The sequence below is a fragment of the Paenibacillus castaneae genome, from assembly GCF_002884445.1.
GTDB lineage: Bacteria > Bacillota > Bacilli > Paenibacillales > Paenibacillaceae > Pristimantibacillus > Pristimantibacillus castaneae.
The window spans coordinates 4208645-4233814 of record NZ_KZ614144.1 but is presented as its reverse complement, the minus strand read 5'-3'; the positions used below and the strand labels follow the sequence as shown (position 1 = coordinate 4233814).

General features: G+C 41.2%; 32 protein-coding genes. 27 read left to right on the top strand and 5 right to left on the bottom strand.

The genetic code is table 11. From position 1 onward, the window contains the following. Positions 1-339: 339 nt before the first annotated feature. Positions 340-561, bottom strand: coding sequence for a hypothetical protein (locus CEF13_RS19205; RefSeq protein WP_102713056.1), 222 nt, complete (start codon positions 559-561; stop codon positions 340-342). Positions 562-841: 280 nt separating this feature from the next. Between CEF13_RS19205 and nrdI the strand changes: the two genes are divergently transcribed. The 20 genes from nrdI to CEF13_RS19105 all read left to right on the top strand — a co-directional run bounded on the left by nrdI (position 842) and on the right by CEF13_RS19105 (position 17611). Continuing rightward, positions 842-1201 (top strand): class Ib ribonucleoside-diphosphate reductase assembly flavoprotein NrdI, encoded by a 360-nt coding sequence (gene nrdI / locus CEF13_RS19200; RefSeq protein ID WP_102713054.1) that lies wholly within the window; start codon positions 842-844, stop codon positions 1199-1201. Next, positions 1188-3272 (top strand): class 1b ribonucleoside-diphosphate reductase subunit alpha, encoded by a 2085-nt coding sequence (gene nrdE / locus CEF13_RS19195; RefSeq protein ID WP_102713052.1) that lies wholly within the window; start codon positions 1188-1190, stop codon positions 3270-3272. Before nrdI ends, nrdE begins: the two co-directional genes overlap by 14 nt. Before the next feature lie 98 nt (positions 3273-3370). Further along, positions 3371-4327, top strand: coding sequence for a class 1b ribonucleoside-diphosphate reductase subunit beta (gene nrdF, locus CEF13_RS19190; RefSeq protein ID WP_102713050.1), 957 nt, complete (start codon positions 3371-3373; stop codon positions 4325-4327). A 172-nt stretch (positions 4328-4499) separates the two neighbouring features. Then, entirely contained in the window at positions 4500-5477 is a 978-nt protein-coding gene (locus CEF13_RS19185) for an ABC transporter ATP-binding protein (protein WP_244917096.1), read from the top strand. Next, complete coding sequence (locus CEF13_RS19180; protein ID WP_102713046.1) at positions 5477-6280, top strand: ABC transporter permease; 804 nt, start codon at positions 5477-5479, stop codon at positions 6278-6280. Before CEF13_RS19185 ends, CEF13_RS19180 begins: the two co-directional genes overlap by 1 nt. Positions 6281-6285: 5 nt before the next feature. Further along, on the top strand, positions 6286-7068 hold the full coding sequence (locus CEF13_RS19175) for an ABC transporter permease (RefSeq protein WP_102713045.1): 783 nt from the start codon (positions 6286-6288) through the stop codon (positions 7066-7068). A 135-nt stretch (positions 7069-7203) separates the two neighbouring features. Further along, entirely contained in the window at positions 7204-8112 is a 909-nt protein-coding gene (gene hprK, locus CEF13_RS19170; RefSeq protein WP_102713043.1) for an HPr(Ser) kinase/phosphatase, read from the top strand. 97 nt (positions 8113-8209) lie between these two features. Beyond that, positions 8210-8662, top strand: a complete 453-nt coding sequence (locus CEF13_RS19165; protein ID WP_102713041.1) for a GyrI-like domain-containing protein — start codon at positions 8210-8212, stop codon at positions 8660-8662. Between the two features lie 156 nt (positions 8663-8818). Next, on the top strand, positions 8819-9367 hold the full coding sequence (locus CEF13_RS19160; protein WP_102713039.1) for a hypothetical protein: 549 nt from the start codon (positions 8819-8821) through the stop codon (positions 9365-9367). 163 nt (positions 9368-9530) lie between these two features. Next, positions 9531-10562 (top strand): DUF2332 domain-containing protein, encoded by a 1032-nt coding sequence (locus CEF13_RS19155; RefSeq protein WP_102713037.1) that lies wholly within the window; start codon positions 9531-9533, stop codon positions 10560-10562. After that, positions 10559-10804, top strand: a complete 246-nt coding sequence (locus tag CEF13_RS29315) for a nucleoside/nucleotide kinase family protein (RefSeq protein ID WP_243864291.1) — start codon at positions 10559-10561, stop codon at positions 10802-10804. The genes CEF13_RS19155 and CEF13_RS29315 overlap by 4 nt, the downstream gene beginning before the upstream one ends. Before the next feature lie 186 nt (positions 10805-10990). Beyond that, on the top strand, positions 10991-11215 hold the full coding sequence (locus tag CEF13_RS29310) for a hypothetical protein (RefSeq protein WP_243864292.1): 225 nt from the start codon (positions 10991-10993) through the stop codon (positions 11213-11215). Between the two features lie 101 nt (positions 11216-11316). Further along, a complete protein-coding gene (locus CEF13_RS19145; RefSeq protein ID WP_102713035.1) occupies positions 11317-11817 on the top strand; it encodes a DinB family protein in 501 nt (166 codons plus the stop codon). A gap of 27 nt (positions 11818-11844) precedes the next feature. Further along, positions 11845-12240: a VOC family protein gene (locus CEF13_RS19140; protein WP_102713033.1), complete on the top strand. Its 396-nt coding sequence runs from the start codon at positions 11845-11847 to the stop codon at positions 12238-12240. 340 nt (positions 12241-12580) lie between these two features. Then, a complete protein-coding gene (locus CEF13_RS19130) occupies positions 12581-13333 on the top strand; it encodes a spermidine synthase (RefSeq protein ID WP_102713030.1) in 753 nt (250 codons plus the stop codon). A gap of 125 nt (positions 13334-13458) precedes the next feature. Beyond that, positions 13459-13839, top strand: coding sequence for a VOC family protein (locus tag CEF13_RS19125; RefSeq protein WP_102713028.1), 381 nt, complete (start codon positions 13459-13461; stop codon positions 13837-13839). A gap of 25 nt (positions 13840-13864) precedes the next feature. Further along, positions 13865-14611 carry a class I SAM-dependent methyltransferase gene (locus tag CEF13_RS19120; RefSeq protein WP_102713026.1) on the top strand — a complete coding sequence of 249 codons (747 nt, stop codon included), beginning with the start codon at positions 13865-13867 and terminating at the stop codon, positions 14609-14611. Between the two features lie 294 nt (positions 14612-14905). Further along, the gene (locus CEF13_RS19115; protein WP_166742684.1) at positions 14906-15628 is read left to right on the top strand and encodes an RDD family protein; all 723 of its coding nucleotides are present in this window, start codon (positions 14906-14908) and stop codon (positions 15626-15628) included. A 50-nt stretch (positions 15629-15678) separates the two neighbouring features. Next, positions 15679-16695 (top strand): S66 family peptidase, encoded by a 1017-nt coding sequence (locus CEF13_RS19110; protein ID WP_102713022.1) that lies wholly within the window; start codon positions 15679-15681, stop codon positions 16693-16695. 46 nt (positions 16696-16741) lie between these two features. Beyond that, positions 16742-17611 (top strand): NAD-dependent epimerase/dehydratase family protein, encoded by an 870-nt coding sequence (locus tag CEF13_RS19105; RefSeq protein WP_102713020.1) that lies wholly within the window; start codon positions 16742-16744, stop codon positions 17609-17611. A gap of 116 nt (positions 17612-17727) precedes the next feature. On the opposite strand, the gene CEF13_RS28885 is transcribed toward CEF13_RS19105, so the two are convergent. Beyond that, positions 17728-17898, bottom strand: a complete 171-nt coding sequence (locus CEF13_RS28885; protein WP_166742685.1) for a hypothetical protein — start codon at positions 17896-17898, stop codon at positions 17728-17730. A 206-nt stretch (positions 17899-18104) separates the two neighbouring features. On the opposite strand from CEF13_RS28885, the gene CEF13_RS19100 reads away from it, so the two are divergent. After that, positions 18105-19070, top strand: coding sequence for a Gmad2 immunoglobulin-like domain-containing protein (locus tag CEF13_RS19100; protein WP_166742686.1), 966 nt, complete (start codon positions 18105-18107; stop codon positions 19068-19070). Positions 19071-19182: 112 nt separating this feature from the next. On the opposite strand, the gene CEF13_RS19095 is transcribed toward CEF13_RS19100, so the two are convergent. Beyond that, positions 19183-19410 carry a hypothetical protein gene (locus CEF13_RS19095; protein ID WP_102713016.1) on the bottom strand — a complete coding sequence of 76 codons (228 nt, stop codon included), beginning with the start codon at positions 19408-19410 and terminating at the stop codon, positions 19183-19185. A 360-nt stretch (positions 19411-19770) separates the two neighbouring features. Here CEF13_RS19095 and CEF13_RS19090 point away from each other — a divergent pair, with 360 nt between their 5' ends. From CEF13_RS19090 to CEF13_RS19065, 6 genes are all read left to right on the top strand, one after another. Then, positions 19771-20193 carry a DUF1801 domain-containing protein gene (locus CEF13_RS19090; protein WP_102713014.1) on the top strand — a complete coding sequence of 141 codons (423 nt, stop codon included), beginning with the start codon at positions 19771-19773 and terminating at the stop codon, positions 20191-20193. Between the two features lie 25 nt (positions 20194-20218). Next, a complete protein-coding gene (locus tag CEF13_RS19085) occupies positions 20219-20695 on the top strand; it encodes a GNAT family N-acetyltransferase (RefSeq protein ID WP_102713012.1) in 477 nt (158 codons plus the stop codon). Between the two features lie 303 nt (positions 20696-20998). Then, positions 20999-21772 carry a hypothetical protein gene (locus CEF13_RS28880; protein ID WP_166742687.1) on the top strand — a complete coding sequence of 258 codons (774 nt, stop codon included), beginning with the start codon at positions 20999-21001 and terminating at the stop codon, positions 21770-21772. Between the two features lie 129 nt (positions 21773-21901). Further along, complete coding sequence (locus CEF13_RS19075; RefSeq protein ID WP_166742688.1) at positions 21902-22489, top strand: signal peptidase I; 588 nt, start codon at positions 21902-21904, stop codon at positions 22487-22489. Positions 22490-23041: 552 nt separating this feature from the next. Continuing rightward, on the top strand, positions 23042-23710 hold the full coding sequence (locus tag CEF13_RS19070) for a CalY family protein (protein WP_243864319.1): 669 nt from the start codon (positions 23042-23044) through the stop codon (positions 23708-23710). A 168-nt stretch (positions 23711-23878) separates the two neighbouring features. After that, positions 23879-24679, top strand: a complete 801-nt coding sequence (locus tag CEF13_RS19065) for a PhzF family phenazine biosynthesis protein (RefSeq protein WP_102713004.1) — start codon at positions 23879-23881, stop codon at positions 24677-24679. Here the strand turns inward: CEF13_RS19065 and CEF13_RS28585 are convergent. After that, complete coding sequence (locus CEF13_RS28585; protein WP_244917166.1) at positions 24668-24787, bottom strand: hypothetical protein; 120 nt, start codon at positions 24785-24787, stop codon at positions 24668-24670. The two genes, CEF13_RS19065 and CEF13_RS28585, sit on opposite strands and share 12 nt — an antisense overlap. 60 nt (positions 24788-24847) lie before the next feature. Beyond that, positions 24848-24931: a beta-galactosidase gene (locus CEF13_RS29590; RefSeq protein WP_146022777.1), complete on the bottom strand. Its 84-nt coding sequence runs from the start codon at positions 24929-24931 to the stop codon at positions 24848-24850. Positions 24932-25170 lie beyond the last annotated feature (239 nt).

The window sequence follows — 25170 nt, the reverse complement described above, 5'->3', positions numbered from 1 at the left end:
GAGCTAGAAACTAGCTCTATTCCACCAACTTGGCTTACTTTTGAAGAAATAGAGCTAGAAATTAGCTCTATTTCCAAGAAAATGAGCAGATATGAGCTCATACAAAGAAGGCCTTATAGAAAGGGCTGTCCAAAAAGCTATAAACCTTGAGTGGTAGCCCAAGGTATATAACCTTTTGGGACAGCCCCTTTGTTTTGGCTTATGTCAAAAAATGAGCATAATCGACATATCATGAATTGTTGTAATCAGAAATAACAGATTGATTCTGCGAATTTCTGGTAGGTTCAGTCCAGCCTTTGCGGCAATTCGCCGATCTAGATGTTGTGTTTCGGCATCCTGCTATTCGCGCAGGGCATCCTTCAAGCGGCTGTTCATACCTGCTGCTGCGGATGCTTTTCTTACCGCATCGAGCTTTAATTTTTTGATTGTTTGCTGCATCTGATCCGTATCTCGCTCTAATTTCTCGATGTATTCTAGCAGCTCAGGCGCCGCATATCCAGCGTCCAGAAACAGCTTGTCTATCGTCTCTCGAATTTGTTCTGCGGTTGTTTTAGCGTCCATTGGGGCCTCCAAAATAGCAATAAAATGACACTATCCCATCATAGCCTTATCTGTTAAAATAGTCGAGTGCGCCAAAAAAATAGATTAATATTTTCTCCATAATTTTCATTGACTCCACCTATATATTGATGTAGAATCAAGATCAGCAACTACATATTGATGTATTAAGTGGCCTACAATGCTTAACTAGTGGTAAATAAGATTTAAGCGCAACTGACCAGAGAATGCTAGTCGGGAGCGCTTTTTGATTGCTTAGATTCAGTAAGGGAGCGAACGTGCAATGCTAGTTGTCTATGATTCCAGAACAGGTAATGTCAAGCGTTTCATCAAGAAATTGAATATGCGGGCAGTGCCTATCGATGCAAAGGATGAGGTGGACGAGCCGTTCGTGCTGGTCACGTACACAACAGGATTCGGTCAAGTGCCGGAGAAGGTACAGTCCTTCTTGAAGAGCAATGCTGAGAACCTTCGCGGCGTATCTGCCAGCGGCAACCGCAACTGGGGAACAGGCTTCGCCAAGAGTGCTGACACGATCTCCGAGATGTATCACGTTCCCGTTATATTGAAATTCGAATTATCAGGTACGAGTCAGGATACGCAACATTTTGTCGAAAGGGTGCGAACCATTGAAGCATATTGAGTTAAATAACGAGTTAATGCAGCGCGGAGCAGACGGATTCTATCAGCTGGACAAGGATAAAGAGGCTGTTGTCGCATTTATGGAAGAAGTTGAAGAGAAGAGCGTGAAATTCGACTCTCTTCGCGAGAAGCTTGATTACTTAATCAAGAACGATTATTACGATAATGTGTATGACAAGTATACGTACGAGCAGGTCGAGGCTGTATTCGAGCTAACGGCAAACAGCGGCTTTCAATTTCAATCCTACATGGCTGCTTCCAAGTTCTACAAAGACTATGCAATGAAGACAAACAATAAATTGCAGTACTTGGAGCAATATTCGGATCGTGTAGCGATCGTTGCTCTACATCTTGGTGAAGGCGATTCGGCGAGAGCGCTTAGAATTGCTGAGGCGATGATCGATCAGCGCTTGCAGCCTGCGACACCAACATTTCTTAACGCAGGAAAAAGCCGCCGCGGCGAAATGGTTTCATGCTTCCTGCTGGAGATGGACGATTCACTTAATTCCATTAACTTCGTGCTTGGCACATGTATGCAGCTTTCCAAAATCGGCGGCGGAGTTGCCGTCAACCTATCGAAGCTTCGCGGACGCGGAGAGCCGATCAAAGGTGTTGAAGGCGCAGCGAAAGGCATTATGCCTGTATTGAAGCTGATGGAGGATGCATTCTCCTATGCCGATCAAATGGGTCAGCGTAAAGGCTCGGGCGCAGGTTACTACAACATTTTTGGCTGGGATATCATTGAGTTTCTAGATTGCAAAAAAATTAACGCCGACGAGAAGGCACGGATCAAAACGTTGTCGATCGGCCTCATCATACCGAATAAATTTTATGAGCTAGCAGCACAGAACAAACCGCTTTTTGCTTTCGGACCACATTCCGTACACAAAGCATACAACAAGCATCTCGACGATATGGATATGGACGAGATGTACGAAGAACTGCTCGCTAATGAGCTCGTGACGAAGAAGAAAATTATGAACGCTCGTGATATGCTGACAAAAATCGCCTCGATTCAGCTTGAATCAGGCTACCCATACATTATGAATAAATCCAACGCGAACAACGTTCATGCACTGAAGGATATCGGCTCTATCAAAATGTCCAATCTGTGCACGGAAATATTCCAATTGCAAGAAACATCAGAAATTAAAGATTACGGCTATGACGACATCATTCGCCGCGATATCAGCTGCAACCTTGCTTCCCTTAACATTGTAAATGTAATGGAGCATAAGAAGGTGAAGGAATCCGTACATGTTGGTATTGAAGCTTTGACGACTGTAAGCGATTTGTCGAAGATCGACAATGCCCCAGGTGTACGCAAAGCCAATGAGGAGCTTCACTCCGTTGGACTTGGAGCAATGAACCTGAACGGTTATTTGGCCAAGAATAAGATTGCTTATGAAAGTGAAGAAGCAAAGGATTTTGCCGGCGTGTTCTTCATGATGATGAACTACTATTCGCTAGAGCAAAGTATGGAAATTGCCAAAGAGCGCGGTGCTACGTTCAAAGACTTTGACCGTTCGGAATATGCGAAGGGCACGTACTTCACCCGTTATGTGGAGAATGACTTCCGTCCGAAGACAGCTCGCGTGAAGGAATTGTTCGAAGGCATGGAAATTCCATCGCCTGAGGATTGGGCAGCATTGAAAGAAAAAGTCATGCAGCACGGTTTATATCATGCTTATCGTCTGGCTATTGCGCCAACACAAAGCATTTCGTATATTCAGAATGCGACCTCAAGTGTTATGCCGATCGTTGAACATATCGAGACGCGTACGTATGCGAACTCAACAACTTACTATCCAATGCCTTATTTGGAACAAGACAATTACTTCTACTATAAATCGGCTTACAACATCGATCAGTTCAAGCTTATTGATCTGATTGCGGAAATTCAGCAGCACGTCGATCAAGGCATTTCGTCCGTTCTCCACGTAAATAGCAACGTGACGACTCGTGAGCTGGCGCGCTTCTATGTATACGCCGCACAAAAAGGGCTTAAATCCCTTTATTACACGAGAACGAAGCGTCTTTCCGTAGAGGAATGCACGAGCTGCGCCGTTTAATATTAATGTAAGAGACTATAGAAGGTAATCGAAACCGACAGCTTGCGTTTGTGATCGATCTTATCGGTGATTTACGGGGCAAAGAAGGAGTTTATCTAATGAAAGCAGTAAACTGGAACCGGCCAGATGACGATTTCACGTTAACATTCTGGCAACAAAATGTCATGCAGTTCTGGACGGATGAAGAGATTCCGTTATCAGATGACAAAATGGATTGGATGGAAATGACGGATGCTGAGCGCTTGCTTTACAAAAACGTGCTCGGCGGCCTGACTTTGCTTGATACGATTCAAGGCGGCATTGGCATGCCGAAAATTTTGGAGCATGTGGATGGCTTGCAGCGTAAAGCCGTGTTGTCCTTCATGTCGATGATGGAGCAGATACACGCGAAATCGTACAGCAGCATTTTCACAACACTTGCATCCGGTGAAGAGATTGATGAAATCTTCAACTGGGTCGAGGAGAACGAGCAGCTGCAGAAGAAAGCTACGCTCATTTCAACATGGTATTCCAACATTACCACTCCGATTGAGCTGTACAAAGCAATGGCTGCTTCCGTATTCCTAGAAAGCTACCTGTTCTATAGCGGCTTTTTCTACCCGCTTTACTTGGCAGGCCAAGGCAAAATGACAAGCAGCGGCGAGATTATCGACTTGATCCTGCGCGATGAAAGTATTCACGGCTTGTATGTAGGAGTTCTAGCCCAAGAGCTGTTCGCAACGTTCAGCCCAGAGGAGCAAGCGCAGCTTGAAATCGAACTGCATGCTTTGCTAAACGAGCTTTATGAGAACGAGCTAGTGTATACGAAGCACTTGTATGACCCCGTAGGTCTAACCGAAGAAGTAAACATCTATGTTCGTTACAATGCGAACAAGGCGTTAATGAACCTCGGAATGGAGCCGCACTTCCCAGAAGAAGCGGTTAACCCAATCGTATTTAACGGAATCAGCACGCATACGAAGCAGCATGACTTTTTCTCGAAAAAAGGAAATGGCTATGTACGCACCATTCACGTTGAACCGCTTAACGATGAGGATTTCGTTTTTAACTTCTAAATTCATATACTAAACAAAAACATATAAATCGCTATTGATTCTTTCTTTCCTTAGAATTAATAGCGATTTTTTTGTCTGTTTATTTAATATATTTCCCGTGAAATAAAAGGATTGACATCCAAAATGTTCAATGATAGTATCTTTATCCCAAAACAAGTTCGGAGGTATAGCAGTGATTACAATAAACGGTATTAGTAAAACGTATCAGGTTGCGAAGCGTTCTTCAGGGATAGGACAAGCTTTCAAGTCATTATTTCATAGGGAGTACACGGATGTGGAAGCGCTTAATGACATTTCCTTTACAGTTAAGCCTGGGGAAATTGTCGGTTATATCGGACCGAATGGTGCCGGCAAATCGACGACCATTAAAGTAATGAGCGGCATACTCGTGCCCGATAGCGGATCCTGCACCATAATGGGCTATACGCCATGGAAGGATCGCGTCGCTTATGTGAGAAATATCGGAGTGGTTTTTGGTCAGCGCTCTCAGCTTTGGTGGGATGTGCCTGTCATTGATTCCTTCGAGCTGCTGCGGGACATTTATAAAGTGCCGGAGCAGGAATACAAAGCGAATCTAGCGCTGTTAACGGAAACGTTGGAGCTTCAGGATATTATCGGGATGCCGGTAAGACAGCTAAGCCTTGGGCAAAGGATGCGCTGCGAAATCGCTGCCTCACTGCTGCACAGCCCTAGCATTCTCTTTCTAGATGAGCCTACGATTGGACTGGATGCTGCATCCAAAATCGCTGTTCGCCGGTTCATTCGAACCATAAATGAAGAGAAGGGTGTGACGGTTATTTTGACGACGCATGATATGAATGATATTGAAGCGCTGGCGCAGCGGATCATTCTAATCGGGAAAGGCAAGCTTCTTTATGACGGGAGCATTGATGCCATTCGTAATCAATTCGGAACACGCAAGACGATTATAGCATTGTATCGGCAGCAAGAAGCGCCGCTGAAAATAGCAGGAGCTGTGCTTGAATCCTGGTCGCCTGAACGGGCTGTGCTAAGCGTGGATACGGAGCAAGTGCTCATTTCAGAGGTATTGATTTCAATATCCCAGCAGGTCGAACTGATCGATATTATAATCGATACACCGCCGATCGAGGATATGATTATACAATTGTATAAGGAGCACCAAATATAATGAAGGCGTATGTATCGGTGTTTAAGCTGCGGCTTTATCATGGTCTGCAATACCGTGCTGCCGCTCTAGCGGGAATCGCGACGCAATTTTTCTTTGGTTTCATCTTTATTATGGTGTACGAGGCTTTCTACAGCCAATCGACTGCAGCATTCCCTATATCGTTATCACAGCTGATCACCTATGTATGGCTGCAGCAGGCTTTCTTGGCGTTTGTTATGCTCTGGTTCCGCGATAATGAGCTCTTCCAGCTCATCACTTCGGGAAATGTAGCCTATGAGCTCTGCAGACCAAGCGGGATTTATGGGTTATGGTATGCAAAGCTGCTCGCGCAGCGGTTGTCGAGCGCTCTTCTGCGAAGCATGCCAATACTAGTTATCGCTTATATTTTGCCAAAGCCATATGGCATGCCGCTGCCTCATAATAGCGTAAGCTTCCTCTTGTTCGTCCTTACATTGCTGCTTGGATTGCTAATGATGGTCTCTCTCTCCATGCTGATGTACATATCTGTATTTATTACCTTGTCCCCTGCAGGTTCGCTGCTCATGTTTGCCGTAATCGGCGAATTTCTGGCAGGCATGGTCATTCCCGTTCCGCTTATGCCCACTTGGCTGCAGAACATCGTTTATGTGCTTCCATTTCGCTGGGCGGCTGATTTTCCATTCCGAGTTTATTCCGGACATATTCCACAAGACGAGGCTCTGATCGGTGTTGCGATCCAAATTATTTGGCTTGTTCTACTAGTAGGATTAGGCAAATATACAATGACGAGGGTGCTGCGAAAAATAGTTGTACAGGGAGGGTAACGGAGATGAGGCTTTATTGGAAATATATAGTTATTTTATTCAAGTCGCAAATGCAATACCGTACCTCGTTCTGGCTGCTGACTTTAGGGCAATTTCTTGTGCCGTTCTCGGTATTTGCTGGTTTATATTTTTTGTTTGAGCGCTTTGGACAAATCCAAGGATGGAACTTCCAAGAGGTAGCGCTTTGTTTCTCGATCATTCATATGGCATTTGCAATTAGTGAATGCTTTGCGCGGGGCTTTGATTCCTTCTCGGGAATGGTTGTGAATGGAGAGTTCGATCGTGTGCTGGTACGTCCTCGCAGTACGGTACTCCAAGTGCTTGGCTCCAAATTTGAGTTTACTAGAGTGGGTAGGCTGGCTCAAAGCACACTCGTTTTAATTTGGGCCATTAGCCAGCTTCCAATAGAATGGACAATGCTTAAAGCTATTACTCTGTTTTTTATGGTGATTAGCGGATTTTTTATTTTTGCAGGAATTTTTATGCTTGCGGCAGCCATGTGCTTCTGGACGATCCAGGGTCTTGAGGTTGCGAATATATTTACAGATGGCGGTAAGGAGATGGCTCAGTATCCGCTAAATATTTATCAGAAATGGGTAACTCGCTTTTTCACCTTTATTATCCCGTTCGGCTGCGTCAACTATTTGCCATTGCTCTATATTTTGGACAAAACAACCGGGAACGATCTGCCATACATCTTAGCACCTGCTGCTGGAATCGTCTTTATTGCACCATGTATGCTTGTATGGCGAGTAGGCGTGCGGCATTATCGGTCAACAGGCTCGTAGCTAAAGAAGGGCAATTGTCATGTAACAAAACGATGACGATTTCGTTACAAGAGCAGGGAAACGCTGCGTGCTGTTGAATAATAGCTCTAAATAGAGTGAATAACGTTATACGATTAGAAAGAGGAGGGGCAGAGCTTGAAATCGATTGAAGTACGAGAGCTTGCAAATAAATTTTCATTAGAGGTTCTTGCGGGTGCGGATAAGCTGGATCGGAAAATAGTAAAAGCTCGCGCATACCGTCCAGGGCTTGAATTTGTTGGTTATTTCGATTTCTTTCCGCAGCAGCATGTGCAAATTCTTGGAAGGAAAGAGATTACTTATTTGCATACACTAACGGAGGATGAACGTAATCATCATATTGGAAATATAGTGAAATATCATCCGCCATGCTTTGTCGTTACCTCCGATCAGGAGGGATTAAAATATTTGACCAAATATTGTGAAGAGGAAGGCATTCCGCTGCTTCGGACTAAGGTCATGACAGCGCCGTTCCTCGGTATGCTGGATGCGTATCTGCTTAAAGCACTCGCACCGGAAATTTCCATTCACGGTGTATGCCTGAATGTTTCGGGAATCGGAATTATATTGCGCGGTAAATCAGGCATTGGCAAAAGCGAGACAGCGCATACGCTGATCCGTCGAGGCCACCGGCTTGTAGCTGACGACATTATCGTACTGAAAAAGCTGAGCTCGCAAACATTGCTTGGCTCTCACAACGAGACTACAAAGGAATTTCTAGCACTTCGCAGCGTAGGTCTTGTGAATGTGGTTAGGCTTTATGGCAGGAAAGCTTTTCAGGATGAGACACGAATCGTGCTTGATATTGAGCTGACGAAGTGGCGTGATAATGAACTGAACAACGAGCTGGAGCTGGAGCAGAAGTTCACAGAATACATGGATGTGAAAATCCCGCATATTGAAATTCAGCTGCAGCCGGGCAGAGATGTGGCAGGACTGATCGAAGCAGCAGCTAATAACTGGTACCTGAAGCAGCAAGGATATAGCGCTGTGGAAGAATTTATGAAGCGTTTGGAATTTGAATAGTAAACGACTACCATATAAGAATGAAACATGTTACACTATTTGCAGATCAAGCTCATCCTAGCGCACAAGTCCTGACAGATTAGAAGGAGGAAATCGCGTGGAAAACTGCTCAATCGTAACAAAGCCTGCTCTCCACTTAGTTGGAATTAGCTACTGCGGTCCGTATTCAACCTTTCCGGACGAGGCCATTCGGCTGCAAACTGAGTTTTTGAAACGAAAGCATGAGCTGAATGACGCATCAAAATCTACTGTACTGTATAGTCCTTATTTCGGAAATGAAGTGTTTGCGACTTATTGGGCTTGTTATGAAGTGCAGCATTTGGAAGAAGTTCCGCCAGGTATGGTGCAATTTACAATCCCAGAGCATCGATATGCGATGGTAGCCTGCTCCAATAAACGGATCGGCGAAGGCTATGAACAGCTGCATACTTGGATAAACGAAATGCGCATTGAGAAGCAAGAAAATGCGGTTTCCCTAGAATTGTTTTATATTGACGAGCATCATTTGGAGGAAGAGCCGGTCGAACTGCTCATTCCGCTCAAAGATTAATGCATATGAAGTACTTGCACGCAGACGAAACGGAGTAATGAATGGCAGACATTCACTCCGATTCGTTTTGCGAGGGCAGGTTCTTTTTTTTTTGCCATCATTAATGGTAACTTTTGCATGCTGGAGTGCGTTTATAAATGAAAAGGGGTGAAGGCTATGAAAACAATAGCACGAAGCAGTATTATTTTAATAGCAGCGCTGCTTACTCTTCTCATTATATCTCCAACCAAAAGCAATGCATGGTCATGTTTTGAAAGTACAGAGCCGAAACAATTACTTGAAAGAAATGATTCGGTCTTTATCGGCAAAGTGATCGACATATCTTATGAGAACGTAGGAAGTATCAATAAGAAAAGCAGGGCAACATTTGAAATCGAGTCCTCCTGGAAGGGGAATAACGCTAACCAAGTAACGGTCGTTACTTCAGTTGGCAGTCAATTTCAACAAGGGGACGAATATCTTGTATATGCTTATCAAACAACGGAAAACAATTATTTATATAAGTATGAAGCGGGTGAATTAGCAACAGATTCTTTATGTAACGGAACGAAAGAGATATCGCTGGCTGCTTATGACATTGAACAGTTGGATAAAGCGGGACAATCGAACAAAACGATTCTGTTTATTCTTTTTCCAATACTGCTCCTCTCACTGGCTATCGTGATGTCATTACTGATCGTAAAACGCAGACGCAAGAGAAACTAATAATCGATTAATGAAGGAGTCTGAGGTGTGATAAGAAAGCTTCGATAAATTATATTTATATATTTGATCAAAACAATAATATTTCCTTCATTACGCATGAATGATATGATTCCTATACTAAGAAAATATGGGTTTTTATGTGTGTGGAGGAGTGATGACAGTTATGGGAAATGAAGAAATAGCTAAGCGGTTCGAGAACTTTGCCAGCAAGGAATGCAGGGGTTCAAGTGAATGGTATGAGTATATTTCGATTCATATTGCTGGAGATGTTGAGATTCTTGAAATCGCTTCCCATGCGAGAGCAGGACAGCCAATTCCGAATCTGTTCTTTGGCGCGGTTCACTATTTGCTGCTGAGCGGGACAGATCACAAGCTGGGACAGTATTATGCCAGTATGGTACAAACGCCCAAGAAGCTGGACCAGCAAGCTTACCCTCATTTCAAAGATTTCTGTCTTTCAAATCGAAGCAGAATCGTGTCACTCCTTCAAAATAAACTAGTCCAGACGAATGAAGTGGCACGCTGCGCCTATCTTTACCCTAGCTTCTGCTTTATTTATAAGAAAGCACTAAAGCCTTTAGCATTGATTGAAATAGGGACAAGTGCGGGCTTGCAGCTTTTGTGGGATAAATATAGTTACACTTACCATTCGGATGATCTGTACGGTGACCGCCATTCGAAAGTTATTATCAGCTCGGAAATAAGAGGGGACAAGATGCCCTTTCTGCAAAAAGAGATTCCTCCGGTAGCCCTGAGATATGGTATCGATCTGCATATAAATGATGTGAATAACAAGGAAGACTATGTTTGGCTGAAATCCTTAATCTGGCCTGAGCATGAAGATAGACGTTCTTTATTTGAGCAAGCTGCCAATTGTATGAAGGAAAACCACGTACAATTGATTGAAGAAAACGGCGTTACCTTTCTCCCCCACATCATAGAACAAATTCCTCATGAAACAGCAATCTGTATATTTCATACGCATGTAGCCAATCAATTCCCTGAGCAAGCCAAATATGAGCTGCTTCACTATATAAACAAGATAGGTAAAACAAGAGACGTATTTCACTTATACAATAATATGTGGGATTCTAAGCTTCATCTTGATTATTTTATAAGTGGGAGAGAATATAACGAAACGGTAGCCGAGACAGAAGGTCATGGCAGATGGTTTCAATGGGAGCTTAAAGAATGATAATCATAGGAATAGAAGGTGCAAGTGCTGTTGGAAAGACAACTACATCTGCAAAACTAGCTGCTGAACATGGCGCGTTTCATATCCCAGAAGTGAATACATGGTGGAAAGAACGGCCTGTTCCGGAGTATCAGGAATGGTGGTTTGAACGACAGGTTGATCGCTGGAGCATTGCCCAAAAAAATGCAAAAAACCATCCTTTTGTAGTCATTGACATCGATTTATTTCAATCGTTCTGGTAAAACTGGTCGTTTGATTTTACATTATTTGATAATCAGTCCTTAGAATTTGTGGATAACTATTATCGGAAGCTTATTTTACAACAAAAAATCGACTTTCCTGATCAATATTATGTGCTTGTTACGAATGATCACGAATTAAGAAAGAGGAAAGAGAATGATGCAACAAGAAGGCGTGGAGGATTTGAAATGAATTTGCAAATCATCGAGCCTCAGAAGTATTACTTCGAAGCGTTAAATGCTTTCGTTCCAGGACTTGTTCATTTTATAGAGGCCGCCGATATTGAAAAAAATGTTGATATCATTATGAATACGATGCCAACACAAACGCGAGAGCATACTTATTCCATTGAACTATATGATTATATGGTGGATTGGTTGAGAGAGCATAAGGCTTCTCAATTTAGAGCGTAGTTTATCAATGATCCTATTTTACTGTTGCCCCGGGGAAGATGATTACCAAATCGGTGTTATACAGGCTATTTAACATTTAAGCTATGTTAAGGGGTGAGCGAATGTTAGAAATCTTACAGCAACAATACGATTGGATCAAATCCGCAAGAAAAAACCTGTTTACGTTTTTGGAAGAGATTCCGCCTCAATTATTACATCAAACGAATCCTAATTTTGGGCAAGGATCAATCATACGGGCTCATATTCATGTTGCCGATTCTTATAGGTTCTGGCTGGAATCCTTCGCGTTAAAGAAGTTAAGCGAACATAAGGATACTACTGCAAACGAGATTGAACGTGCAGATGTGAGGTATGTCCGTGAAAGATTTGCGGAAGTAGATGAAGTTGTGCAACGATTCATGAACGTATATTGCGATCGCTGGTATGAACCCATCGAGCAAGATGAGGAATGGAAGAGCTATCCGAGGACACCTATTCCGTTGCTGCTGTTAACCCATGCTATAACACACGAATTTCATCACAAAGGCCAAATCGTATTAATAGCAAGACATTTGGGTACTCCGCCTCCTGCCGATGATCGCTTAGGCGGGCTGTTTACCTAATTCCAAAAATTGAGAAGAGGTATACGAATGGAAAATTTAGGGACTATGAACGTAAATGTCATTACTTTGTTCGTTGAGGATCTGCATGCTTCGAAGTCGTTTTATCAAGAGGTCTTTAGCCTTTCCCCCGTTTATGAAGACGAAAACTCCGCTGTTTTTAACTTCGCCAACATGAGCATTAATCTGCTGGTCATTCCTGCCGCGGTGGGGCTAATAGCTCCCGAAACGGTTGCAAGTAGAGAGGCCGGGTCGCGGTTCCAGTTCACTATCCGAATAGAAGACGTGGATGCAGTCAGCGACGAACTGAAGGCGCATGGTGTCGCTCTTCTCAACGGCCCGATGAATCGGCCGTGGGGCGTGCGCACCGCAAGCTTTGCCGATCCGAGCGGACATATTTGGGAAATTGCGCAACAAATAGGCTAAAGATAAGCATAAAACGAGGTGATAAGAAGTGATGTTGACATGTGAATCGAATGATTTAGAAGATTATTTGAAGGAATCAGACGAAATTGATTTCAGTCACCATTCAATTAGACAATTATCATCAGAATTATTTAATAGCTCCATAAATGAAATTGAATTTGTGAAAAAAACATATGAATTTGTTCGTGATGAAATAGCACATTCATGGGATATATATACATCACCAAATCAGCAAACCATAGATGTACTAAAGAAAAATACAAATTGCCTGAACATGTATATTTACAAATTGCCAACAAGCCTATAACGGATGAGGATAATGTTAAAGGAGATCGTTTAATTGCTTCAATTAGCCAAGGAATTTAGCTTGCATCAAGAGATTACCGTTTATGAAGCTGGACAATTATATGGAGAAATAGGGAAATTCCGATTTTTACAGTTTTCAGATGATGCTGTGCAGGGTGCAATTGATTTGAAGGATCCGAAGCGCATCGTTCTGGAATATCCGAGAGCTATTATTCATTTAATGGAATGTAATCACTTGTTATTCGACGACGTATTTGTTATTGGACACGGAATTGGAACGATTGCCGGGCATTATCCGAACAAGTCATTTACAATAGCGGAAATAGACGAAAAAGTTGTAGAGCTGAGCAGGACATTTTTTAATTATCGCAAGGATAATGTGATGGTCGGAGACGGGCGCCAAATGCTGGAGAATGAAGCTCCACAAAAATTTGATTATATTATTTTAGATGCTTTTACTAAAGAGGGTACTCCTTTTCATTTAACGACTATAGATTTTTTTGAAATGACTAAACAAAAGCTCAACGCCCGAGGATCGATTATTCTAAATCTTATGGGGAAAACCAAAAACGATAAATTAATTAATGCTATTTATTCCACACTTAAAAAAACATATGCTTACTCCAAAGTTTTCGTTCTTCCTGGAGCGAATGCGGTAGATATACAAAATATGATTGTAATAGGCAGCAACAAATCCATTGATTATGAGCAGCGCGCAATGGCCGGTTTCATTGAAATTGAGTTAGAGGAAGGTCATATTATCGTCGATCGTAAGTCAGGGCTATAAAATGAAGGGTTTGCTAGAGCCTCATACAGGTAATGAGCTATTAAGCAGCAATAAAGGTTATTTAAATGTAGTTCAAGAATTAAAAGGTATGGATCAACCATAATCTTTCCAGAGGAGAGGTTTCGATGTCGGCAAATTATGAAAGCAAGATCAAGCATTTCTCAGCTATCTTCTTTGTTACAGACCGAAAGCGAGTACTGGACTATTACAGCAAATTAGGTTTTTGGTGTGATTACGATATGGGCTTTGCCGAACGTGAAGGCTTAATGATGATTTTTCATGAAAGTGACAAAGCAGCGGCTACTCCTCCAAACTATCCTGTTCATGGACATAATGCCGTAAACGTATATGCGATGGTAGAAGGTATTAATCAATTGTATGAGGAATTTAAATCCAAAGGGGCACTATTTCAATACGATCTAACAACCAATGAGTATCAGATGCAGGAATTTGCAATAAAAGATCCACATGGGTATACGATTGGCTTTGGAGAATCTTTAGTATAAAAAAGAAAAGGCAGGCGGCTTCTTTATGAGACAGAATAAATATGATGATTCAGCATTTTTTGCAAATTACAGTAATATGCCGCGTTCAATCGGCGGTTTGAATGCAGCTGGGGAATGGCAAGCCTTCCGTGCATTGCTCCCGGAGCTTAATGATAAAAAAATACTTGATATTGGCTGCGGCTTTGGATGGCATTGCCGATATGCGCGCGAACAGCAGGCTCAATCGGTTGTAGGGATAGACCTCTCTGAGAATATGCTAGAGCGTGCAAGAGCGATGACGAACGATTCACAAATAACTTATAGACGATTGGCAATTGAAGATATGGATTTTGCCGCTGGCGAGTTCGATGTGGTCATAAGCTCACTGGCTCTGCACTATGTGGAGCACTTCCACATCATTTGCCGGAAAATTTATGAATACCTGGTACCTGGCGGCACATTCGTGCTCTCGGTCGAGCATCCAGTCTTCACCTCGATCCCTGCGCAGGATTGGGTCTACAACTCGCAAGGTGAGAAATTGCATTGGCCTGTGGATGACTATTATAGCGAAGGTATACGGCAAACGAGGTTTTTAGAAAATGATGTTATTAAGTTCCATCGAACAGTCGCTACCTATATGAATGCATTGCTTGAATCAGGTTTCCAAATTACAAAGCTGTCTGAACCTCAACCAACGGCAGAAATGTTGGCGAATATTCCAGATATGCAAGATGAATTGCGTCGACCGATGTTTCTCATGATTGCAGCGGTTAAGGTAGAGGGACCTCAATAAATATGTTACATACATATGAGCAGGCGCGATGGTAGCCTGCTTATTTTATTAAGGAAAGCAAGATGTGGTTCTAGAGAGGTATGTTTATTTAGCGAGAATCATAACCATTTATTCATCTCCGAAATCAATTATAAACCATGGAATTTACAGAAAGTTAAACGTGAGGTTTATGAAAACTAGATGATTAATTTCCCGGGAATTAATATTGCAAAGTCTTTCAGTGATCACAACTGCACAAGAATAGATGTACTATATGGCCATTAAAGCCAATTTCAATTAGAAAGGTTGGTTAAGTTGAACAGAGTTTTAGTTCCTGCTTCTAGAAAAATTCGTATATTTGCATCAATCATTAACTATGTACCTATTTTGTTGTTTTTCATAGTGGCAGGCCGCGGTGGGGAGTTTAACAGCTGGGATATGGTTGTTTTCCTTTTTACCCTGATTTTCTTAATAACTCAGCTGATTCTTTATTTTACGAAAGGACAAACAGTAGGGAAAATGATATGTAAGCTTCATATTTATACGTATGATCAGCAGAAAGCGAAAGCTGACAAACTGTTTTTACGGTTGCTCCTCGGTCCATTTCTGAGTATGTTCTTTCCTTATATGTTCGCCAATTACGGCTTCATTTTATCGAAAGATAAACAGTGCCTTCACGACAAATTCACAAAAACATATGTTGGCATTTGGAGAAATGAATTTGAACTTGCTATTAAAACTCCAGCAGAAATGATGGCAGCACGTCGCAAAGCAGCTTTAGCCATTGATATTCTTATTCCAGTATTTATTACAGCAATCATGTTGGGCTTGTACTTTATCATAATCCTTCTCTGGATTGCCCTCGGAATTATAACTGTGGGATATACATTTTTTATGGATTGGCCGTTTATTAATAATCTCCCTAGATATCTCATAATTAGTGGCGTTGCAATAACAGTTATCATTTACATTGTTGAAGCTATTCTTATATCTACTCGACGTACTACAATTGGAAATATGATCATTAAGGTTAAATAGATGAGCTTCATTATTTCTTTATATATTCTCATAAGTATAGGTGGTTGAAGATGATTAAATATCCAAGTTTAAATACTGGTGCAGCTATAGGTGTGACAGCACCTTCATCTGGAGTGCCAATGGAATTACATGACATATTAAAGCTTGCATGCAATCGTATGGAGTTGAAAGGATTCAAAATCATTTGCGGAGATACGGTATGGACTCAAAGCAAAGCAAAATCAACAACTGCTAAAAAGCGTGCTGAAGAATTTAATGAAATGATGAAAGATGAGAATATTGATATCATTATTCCTCCGTGGGGCGGAGAGCTATTGATTGAGATGCTAGAATATGTTGATTTTGATCATATAAATGAAAAGTGGATACTGGGATATTCAGATTTAAGTGTACTATTACTAGCAATCACTTTAAAAAGAGGGATAGCCACTGCTCACGGCACTAATCTCGTTGATTTAAGAGGGGAATATTGGGATGGAACAACAGCTATGTGGCATAATGTTTTGTCAACGCATACTGGCGGGTCAATTCTTCAATGCTCTTCGGCCAAATATCAGAAAGAATGGCAACATGATAAACCTTCACCTTGTATTTTTCATTTAACAGATCAAACCTATTGGAAAACGACTTCAAATCATAATTTGAAAATGAATGGGCGTTTATTGGGAGGATGTATAGACGTAATTAGACATCTTGTCGGTACACCATTTGGTAATGTACATGCCTTTAGAAATCAATTCATTAATGGAGAACAAGTTTTATGGTATCTAGAAAATTGCGAGTTATCGACAACAGACTTACGCAGATCACTTATTCAGATGAAGTTAGCAGGTTGGTTTGAACATTGTTCAGGTATTATGTTCGGTCGAAGTTCGGCAAATCATCCCGTTGATGATTATACAGTCGAGGACGTCTATAAAGAGCTTTCAGATGAGCTCCAAATACCAATAATTTACGACATTGATTGTGGCCATGTTCCTCCACAAATTACTTTCATTAATGGGGCTTATGCTGAAATAGAAGTAGAAGAGGGCAGAGGAAAAGTATTGCAGTACTTTAACCCGTAATTACTATTAAAGTAATGTCTGATTTTTACTAAAAGGAGGTAGGCGCATGAAAATATTCGTAGCCGGGTCAACAGGCGCTATTGGCCGTTTGTTACTTCCGAAATTAGTACAAGCAGGTCATAAGGTTATTGGAATGACCCATAACAAGTCAAACAAAGATGCCATACAGCAAATGGGTGCAAGAGCTATTATCGCTGATGCTTTTGATCGGGAGCGGATGATCTCAGCAATAGGTGAAGTGCAGCCAGAGGTTGTCATCCATCAACTCACTTCATTAAGCAATTGGAATCTTGCGGATAATGCCAGGATTAGAATAGAAGGAACCCGAAATCTAGTTGACGCTATGTTGGCAGCAGGCGTGACACGAATTATAGCGCAAAGTATTTCATGGGCATATGAACCGGGCAAGATGCCCGCATCGGAAGATGTATCTATGGATGTTGGATCACCGATGCCGCGGAAATCGACTATAGACGGCGTAATCGCGTTGGAACAGGCTGTTGCTGAGATACCCCATCACGTTATTTTGCGGTACGGAATGCTCTACGGGCAAGGAACTTGGTACGATCATAAGGGAATGATGGCAGAAAAAGTACTACATAAGGGAGTCGAAGCAACGGAAGGAGTTACTTCCTTTCTTCATGTGGAGGATGCTGCTGCTGCAGCACTGCTCGCATTGGATTGGCCGTCAGGCCCTGTTAACATCGTGGACGATGAGCCTGCTGCGGGAGTAGACTGGCTTCCTGTCTATGCGAATGCGTTAAAAGCGCCAAAGCCTGAATTTAAGCCTGGTAGAAACCGAGGAGAGCGTGGAGCATCAAATGCTTTGGCACGAAAGGTTTATGGCTGGGTCCCGCTTTATCCAACCTGGAGGTCAGGATTTGCTCAAGACCTTAATCCAGACAATTATTCGTGATACAAATGAACTCGTCATCTCGTTATGCCGCAATCCAAGTCCATTTGATAGTATTACCTGAACTAACAAGTCTGCTTTAATGGTATATACAGCCATTAGAGCAGACTTGTTGCTGCTTAACTTTCTTTTTTGGAAATACCATTTAAACTTGGGACATAATCGGCAGCTTTATCGTTTGTTAAGGGATGAACGGGTTCAGTGAGATTATCGTTATCTTGTACGTTGTTTTTCTTATCTGCTCGGTTATCTTCGCGGTCCAATTTAGGATCGGCGCTATTTTTGGGCATGAATTTCACCTCCATCTTCTCATGCATAGTATGAGAAAATCGTTTGCATTTTATCCCAGCCGTTCGGCTTGATCGGCGCATTAGAGTTATCAAATGATATGTATTAATTAAGAAACAACATAATCAAACAACGGCGGTCTAATTTCTTGAAAAAGTGAAACAATATGAAATATTGCTTCGTCTTCATGAATAAGGAGTTGATAAATATGTCGCTTAAAAAAAGCGGGCTTTTCATATTCATGATATGCCTCATACTGTTGTCAGCTTGTTCTGGAGGAAAGCTTGGAGGAAACAACTCTAATCTGACAGGCAATGACAATCAGCCGCCTGCGCAGACTGAAACAACGCCAGTAAAGGCCATTGCTAAAGGAGAAATCATACAAAAAAATGAGGATCAATGGTTGATTACCACTTATGTCGATAAAGGTGAAGACTCTTATGTAGATGCATATTGGTTTAAGTTGAATGATTCCACGGAGCTGCTAGATAAGCAAGGAGCAGCAGTGGCAGTCGAGGAAGTACCAATTGGATCACAGGTTGAAGCCTGGCATGATGGAAAAGTAGTGGAGATTTCTCCTGGTAAAACAAACGCTGTAAAAATCATTATACTCGATGATGAGAACTATTCTACAGCTGTACATGTTGGCAGAGCAGCGGCTATAAGATTTGCGCTGGATGCGCAAACAGAGCTTGGTGGTACATGGGCAATTAAGCAAGCCGCTCTTGATTCGGCAAATGAATTTTGGTCCGTCGAGCTTGTGCAACAACAACATATCAATCAACCGATAACTGTGCGCCTGAATGCCAAAACGGGTGAGATCGTTCCAGTTCCTGCAGCGGAGAATGACGCATTCCGTGTATATACACCTCGGCCTGACGAAGAATTAGGTCCTGTATTCCATGTGGAAGGGGAAGCTCGCGTATTCGAAGCTGCATTTAGCTGGCATTTGGAAGACGGTCATACCATTTTGGATGAAGGCCATGTGACCGCGGAGGAGGGCGCACCCGGATGGGGGAAATTCCAATTCGATGTAAGCTACGAGCACGCTTCGCAGCCCAACATAATGTTATTTCTTTATGTCTACAGCGCCAAGGATGGCAGTATAGAGAAACAATTGATTATCCCGTTGAAAGTGCCGAAGGAGCTCATCAAATATTCAACTGACAAGTAGTGCGGTAACTAATTGCGTAAATGGCTAGCCGCCCACGGGCGGCTTTTTTTATGATGTGGAGAGGTTATGATGTTAGAATAGAAAAAGACCCTCATGGAGGGTCTTGTGGTGATTAAATCAAGGCGATGGCAAGAAGGGTAAACAGAGATAAAGTTAGAATCCCGGCTCCAGACCATCCCGATATTTGGGCTTTACCGGACGTACGAACTCCGCCTGACATCTGTAAGTAAACATTGTTACTATCAACGCCGACAATTTCACCCTCGTAGCATCGGCCATAGCAATCATGAATGCGAACTCTGCGATTCATATATCTTCTGCTTAAATGATACATTTCCATACTAGTTCTACCTCCTCTCATCATCAACACATGGTGTCCAAGTCAGATTATTGAGAAAGAATAGAAGGAAGTCTATTCGTCTCAACTTCTATATTCTATGAGGGCAAGAACTACGAGGACTGGACTTCTCACATAATGTGCTAAAGAATCAGAGTATTACTCAGCTAATAGACTAAAGGTGAGAAACTTTACTTTCATCCCTCGTTTCATTTATGCTATGAGAGAATGCTCTATAACACGATAAGTCTTCTAAAGCGATTCGCGAATAAAAGCTTGTAGACATTAGGCTAATAGAATCGGTTGCCGAATGAACGGTGGCCGATCATTTTTGTATATTACTAAGAAACGGAGAGATTAGATATGTACGAATTAAAAACAAAAGAAAATGATAACAGCGTTCTTGAGTTTATTGAAAATGTGGACAACATGAACAAAAGGGAAGATGCGTACAAATTATTAGATATTTTTACGGAGACAACTGGTTATAAAGCGATGATGTGGGGGCCAAGCATTATAGGATTCGGTTCCTATCATTATAAATACGCATCGGGCCACGAAGGAGATGCGCCGCTTGTTGGCTATTCGCCTCGTAAAGCAAAAATCAGTTTGTATTTTCCGCAATGTTTTGCACAACGAGAGGAATCATTACAAAAGTTTGGAAAACATACGTCTGGAAAAGGTTGTGTGTACATAAATAAAGTATCAGATATTAATATTGATGTATTGAAAGAGTTAATTAATCATTCTGTAGCCTATTTGAATGAAACTTATCCCAATCATTAGATCAGGTTCACAAGGAGACTGCCAAATGATTATTAGAAAGTTCAACGAATCAGATATTAGTGGAATTGTCTCCTTGTTCTACGAGACGGTACATACGATAAATAAACAGCATTATTCGCAAGAACAGCTTGAAGCCTGGGCACCCAAAGATGAAGAGAAGTGTAAGCATACAGTTTGGAGGGAATCTCTTCGTCACAATATTACATATGTTGCTGAAACCAACGATCAAATCGTTGGTTTTTCTGATATGTCGGAAGATGGCTACATAGATAGACTTTATGTTCATAAAGATTTCCAAAGACAAGGAATAGCTAAAGCCCTGCTTAACACGCTTGAATCCGAATCAAGAAAACGTGGACTTCATGAAATGAGTACAGATGCAAGTATTACAGCGAAACCTTTTTTTGAACGACAAGGGTTTGTAATCATTCAAAAGCAGATTGTTGAACGAAGAGGTGTTGCATTAACGAATTACAAGATGATTAAGCAGCTGCTACCGTAAACCGATCTACTTTGTCGTACAACATAACCAAGCCCATCATAATCTGCTTCAGCAAGTATTCGAGCGGCTGGCTGGGAAGGTCTTATCGCACAGTACTTCTCAAGGTGTTCAAGCTTTATTTATGTCTGGATTTAGTGAATGCAGACGAATTTGCGGAGGGTCGAACGACGAATTATATAGTCCAAAAGAACTGAGAAGAAAGTATTGCTAAAATAAAAATGTTCTGTATAATATGTTTTGAAAGCGTTCTCGAAAAAGAACCGTACATATACTTTTTAAAGAACGAAAGTGAGGATGAGCCTCATGAGATCAACTAGAAAAAAAATATATAGTAAAAATAAAAGAAAAACAATTAATCGAATAATAGTAGGTGCTACAGTGACATTATCACTTATAGTGTTATCACAAGTTACTGAAAAGACATTCGCATTTTTTACTGACTCACAAACAATAAATGCTTCATTCAAGACAGCTTTTGTGTTTCCAAGTTCTTTACAACAGATTATTGGAAGTTTACCCAAAATTGAATGCGAAGCTTGCGATGAGAAGCAACTTAAAGCTTATGAAGAATTGGCCAATAAACTAGATCAAGAAATTACTTTTTATTATATCCGAGCATCAAGAGAGTCTGATTCAAATAATACTGTTAATTCAAAAATAGTTTATAACTATGTATCAGATGCATATCATGAGTTTGAAATGAAAAAACAAATACTCTTAGACCAAATAACATCAATTAGAGATGAATTAGCAAGAAAAGAATCGGAAGAAAAAGAGAAAAAGGAAAAAGAGAAAAAAGAAAAAGAGAAAAATGAAGCTGAAGCGAAAGAAAAAAAGGAACAAGAAACACAACTGAATGAAGAGATTGAAAATCAAACTTCAGATCATAATAATGATATGTTTCAGCCAGAAGAACAAACAGAAACCCTCAGTGAATCAAATAACGAAAATAATGAACAAAAAGAAAATCAAGTTGATGAAATGGATAAGCAAAATACAATGACACAAAATAATCAATTATATGGAGTGGAAGATAACAATAACGAAAGTATTACAAATAATGATGATAACCAATAAGTAAAATCTGGATTATTCAAACTAAGTGTGTTAGTTTAACAGTTCAAATTATTGGTCTTGTATTGAAATTTTGTTCGTTATTAAGAACATTTTTCGAGTGTATTAATCGTTATATGAAAGGAGATAACTGTGGATAATCTGTTTAAGAAAACACTTTGGATTATTGGGAATGTAATTTTTATTTTAATACTAATTTTTTCACTGACTATTGGGTTCTTTTTTATTAAAAGCAAGATTAATGGCGAGGCGCCTAACATTGGCGGAAACAAAATGTACGTTGTGTTGACTGGAAGTATGGTGCCTGTGTTTGAACCTGGAAGTATTGTTATAGCTAGAGAGATTAAAGCAGATCAAATTGTCCCAAATGATATAGTTGCCTTTAAGGACCCAAGGGATACAAGCAAACTAATTACACACCGAGTTGTTCAAGTTAACCAAAATAATGGTTCATTAAGTTTTGTTACCAAGGGCGATGCAAACGATAGTGAGGATCCTTTCGTTGTTCCAGCGGATAATCTAACGGGCAAAGTAAATTATTGGGTTCCTTACGCGGGGTATATTTTACAATTTTCGAAAAGTTCAACGGGAATTAAGCTTTTCCTAATCATAATCCCAGGAAGTCTGTTCATTTTAGGCCAACTATTAAAAATAATAAAGATTTTAAAGGAAGAGAAAAGGAGAAAGCAAGAAGTGAAAAACAAGGGAATTATGTCATGAAATTTCCAGAATAAACTTGGTTAATTTATTGCACACTGTACGCTTTTAAACCTACTAAACGATCTTACTAATATAAAATGCCTATGTACAGTTGTGTATTTTAAATTAAATAAATCTATTAGTAAAGGGGGTGATTAATTTTGTAGCTCGGTCAAGAAAGTTGACACAGTTTTAAGCATCCAGAAGTTGCTCGTAGTACTTTTCTCGCATTGATGCGGGTCATGTAGGGCAATTCCCTTTACGACTCATACGCCCAAACATGAAGTTAGTTACTGGTCGCTCGCGGTATACCATTTAAGCATACTGCGATCCTCGATCAAAATGGTGGATTAAGTCTTTGGGTGGCTTTAGGCGCTCAGCGGCCTTATCGAATTGTTCTAGCATAATCTCCTTAGTCAAACAGGTGTTTATGAAAAACGATCTTTTTTATTTGAGTTATTGTAACAGGTTGCTATTACGGTGTGTCCGCTTTTTAGTCTAGCTTCATTGTTATGGGCTTTAGTAGATACTAATCGATACATAATACTAATAAAGGGAGAGATTTAATTGAAAATGAAAAAGAATTTATTACTAAGCGTAGGATCTTTGGCTTTAGGGGTAGCGCTTGTTACTGGAGCGATATTCTCTGATTTCTCGAGCAGTGGAGAAGTTAAGGATAACAAATTTACTGCAGGCACTTTAACAATGGATTTAGGCGATGCTGCTAATACAGCGAAATGGGTAAGTCCCGAAAACTGGGCTCCGGGTGAAGAAATAACATCAACACTTAATATTAAAAATACTGGAAATGTTGATGCACACCATATTTATTTCGGGTTTAAAGATGTTAATAATGGTGGCGGCTTTAATAATGTAAATCTTCTAGATAAAATTATTGTAACAAGTATTACAGAAACAGTTGATGGTGTAGCAACTGGTGTTGATTCTGCACCATCTATTGATTCTCAAATTGGTAATGGCGATGGAGTACTAACATTAAAAGAGTTTTCTGACTTTATGCAAAATGGTTATGGATACTATACAGTTGATGATAGCGGTGATGGGGCCATATTGAAGGCTGGTGACGAAGATGAGTATTCTTTAACATTGACTCTCAAATTCGCTAATGATGCAGGAAACGATTATCAAGGAACGACAGCAGGATTTACATTAATGGTCAATGCTACTCAAAATTCACCAACAGATGGACTTATTGACATTCACAATATTAAGATGCAATAGGGTAAGATAAGGATATAAGGTAAAAGGGGGAAAGCACTCGCTTTCCCCTTTTGAATTATTTCGGAGGCTCGGGCAAGCAAATGCTGCGGGGGTCAGTTATTATTTGCAACGCTAAACTAAGGAAGAATAATGCTAAGCATTGTAATGATTCGAGAGGAATGATGAAGCGTGAGTTATCCCATCTATATGGTCGATGCATTTACAAATATCAAATTCAAAGGGAATCCTGCAGCGGTATGCTTGCTTGACGCTCCTCAAGAGGAGGAGTGGATGCAGCAGGTAGCTGCTGAGATGAATCAGTCGGAAACGGCATTTGTCTCTCCAGGCAGTGAGGGATATGATCTGCGCTGGTTTACGCCAACCGTAGAGATGGACTTATGCGGACATGCTACTCTTGCTTCTGCTCACGTATTATGGGAAACAGGGAGATTGGATAGGGGTGAGGCTGCTCGGTTTATAACGAAGAGCGGATTATTAACCTGCAGCCTTTCGGGTGATTGGATCGATATGGATTTTCCGTCTGAAACGGCGGAAGCGGCGATTGCCCCTGAGGAGCTTGTTCAGGGACTTGGCCTCATACCTAGATATGTGGGCCGCAATCGAATGGATTATTTGGTCGAGGTAGACAGTGAGGATACGGTTCGATCACTGCGTCCAGATTATGGTATGCTAGCACGGATTCCAGCGCGCGGCGTTATTATTACGAGCCGGGCATCTCGTGCTGAAGCCTATGATTTTGTGTCGCGAGCTTTTTACCCTGGTACAGGCATAGATGAAGATCCTGTTACCGGCTCTGCGCACTGTGCGCTAGCTCCATATTGGGCGAAGCGGCTGCGTAGAGATGAGCTCACAGGCTATCAGGCATCGAAACGAGGCGGTATCGTAAAGGTAAAAGTAAAAGCAGCTGGGGAGCGGGTTCAGCTGTCTGGACAAGCAGTTACGATCCTTAAAGGGCAATTAGAAGGATAGCTGTTCATGAAAGGCAATGCTGTTGTTATGCGTAATGGGCGCTTTGGAGAAGCGCCTGATAATGCAACTCCATATTTGTGTCCCCCATACTTCATTTAATAGCTTAATGTCTTCGTAATGCTCCTCCAGATAGATATGCCCTAAGCCCAGACAGCCTTCACACTACATTCAAATATAACTCCCCTCATTGTGATCCATGAAAGACCAAGCAAATTCTCCGGTCCTTACCGCATTAGTACCTGCTTCCTTCATTATCGTAATATCCTACTCCAGCACTCCCTCATCCCACAACTCGGGATACCAAGCAGCGCCCATAATATAGCTCCATATTCATCTTAAAACAATCCATTCATATCTAATTGAATTTCACTCTATAGAAGCGGCATTTGGCTTTCAATCATGCATTTTTGTTGAGTCGTATCAAGGGTTTAGGACAGTTTTGCATCGTTTGCACTATCTTGTTTCAAGGCTAGGGAAGCCACAAATTGCAG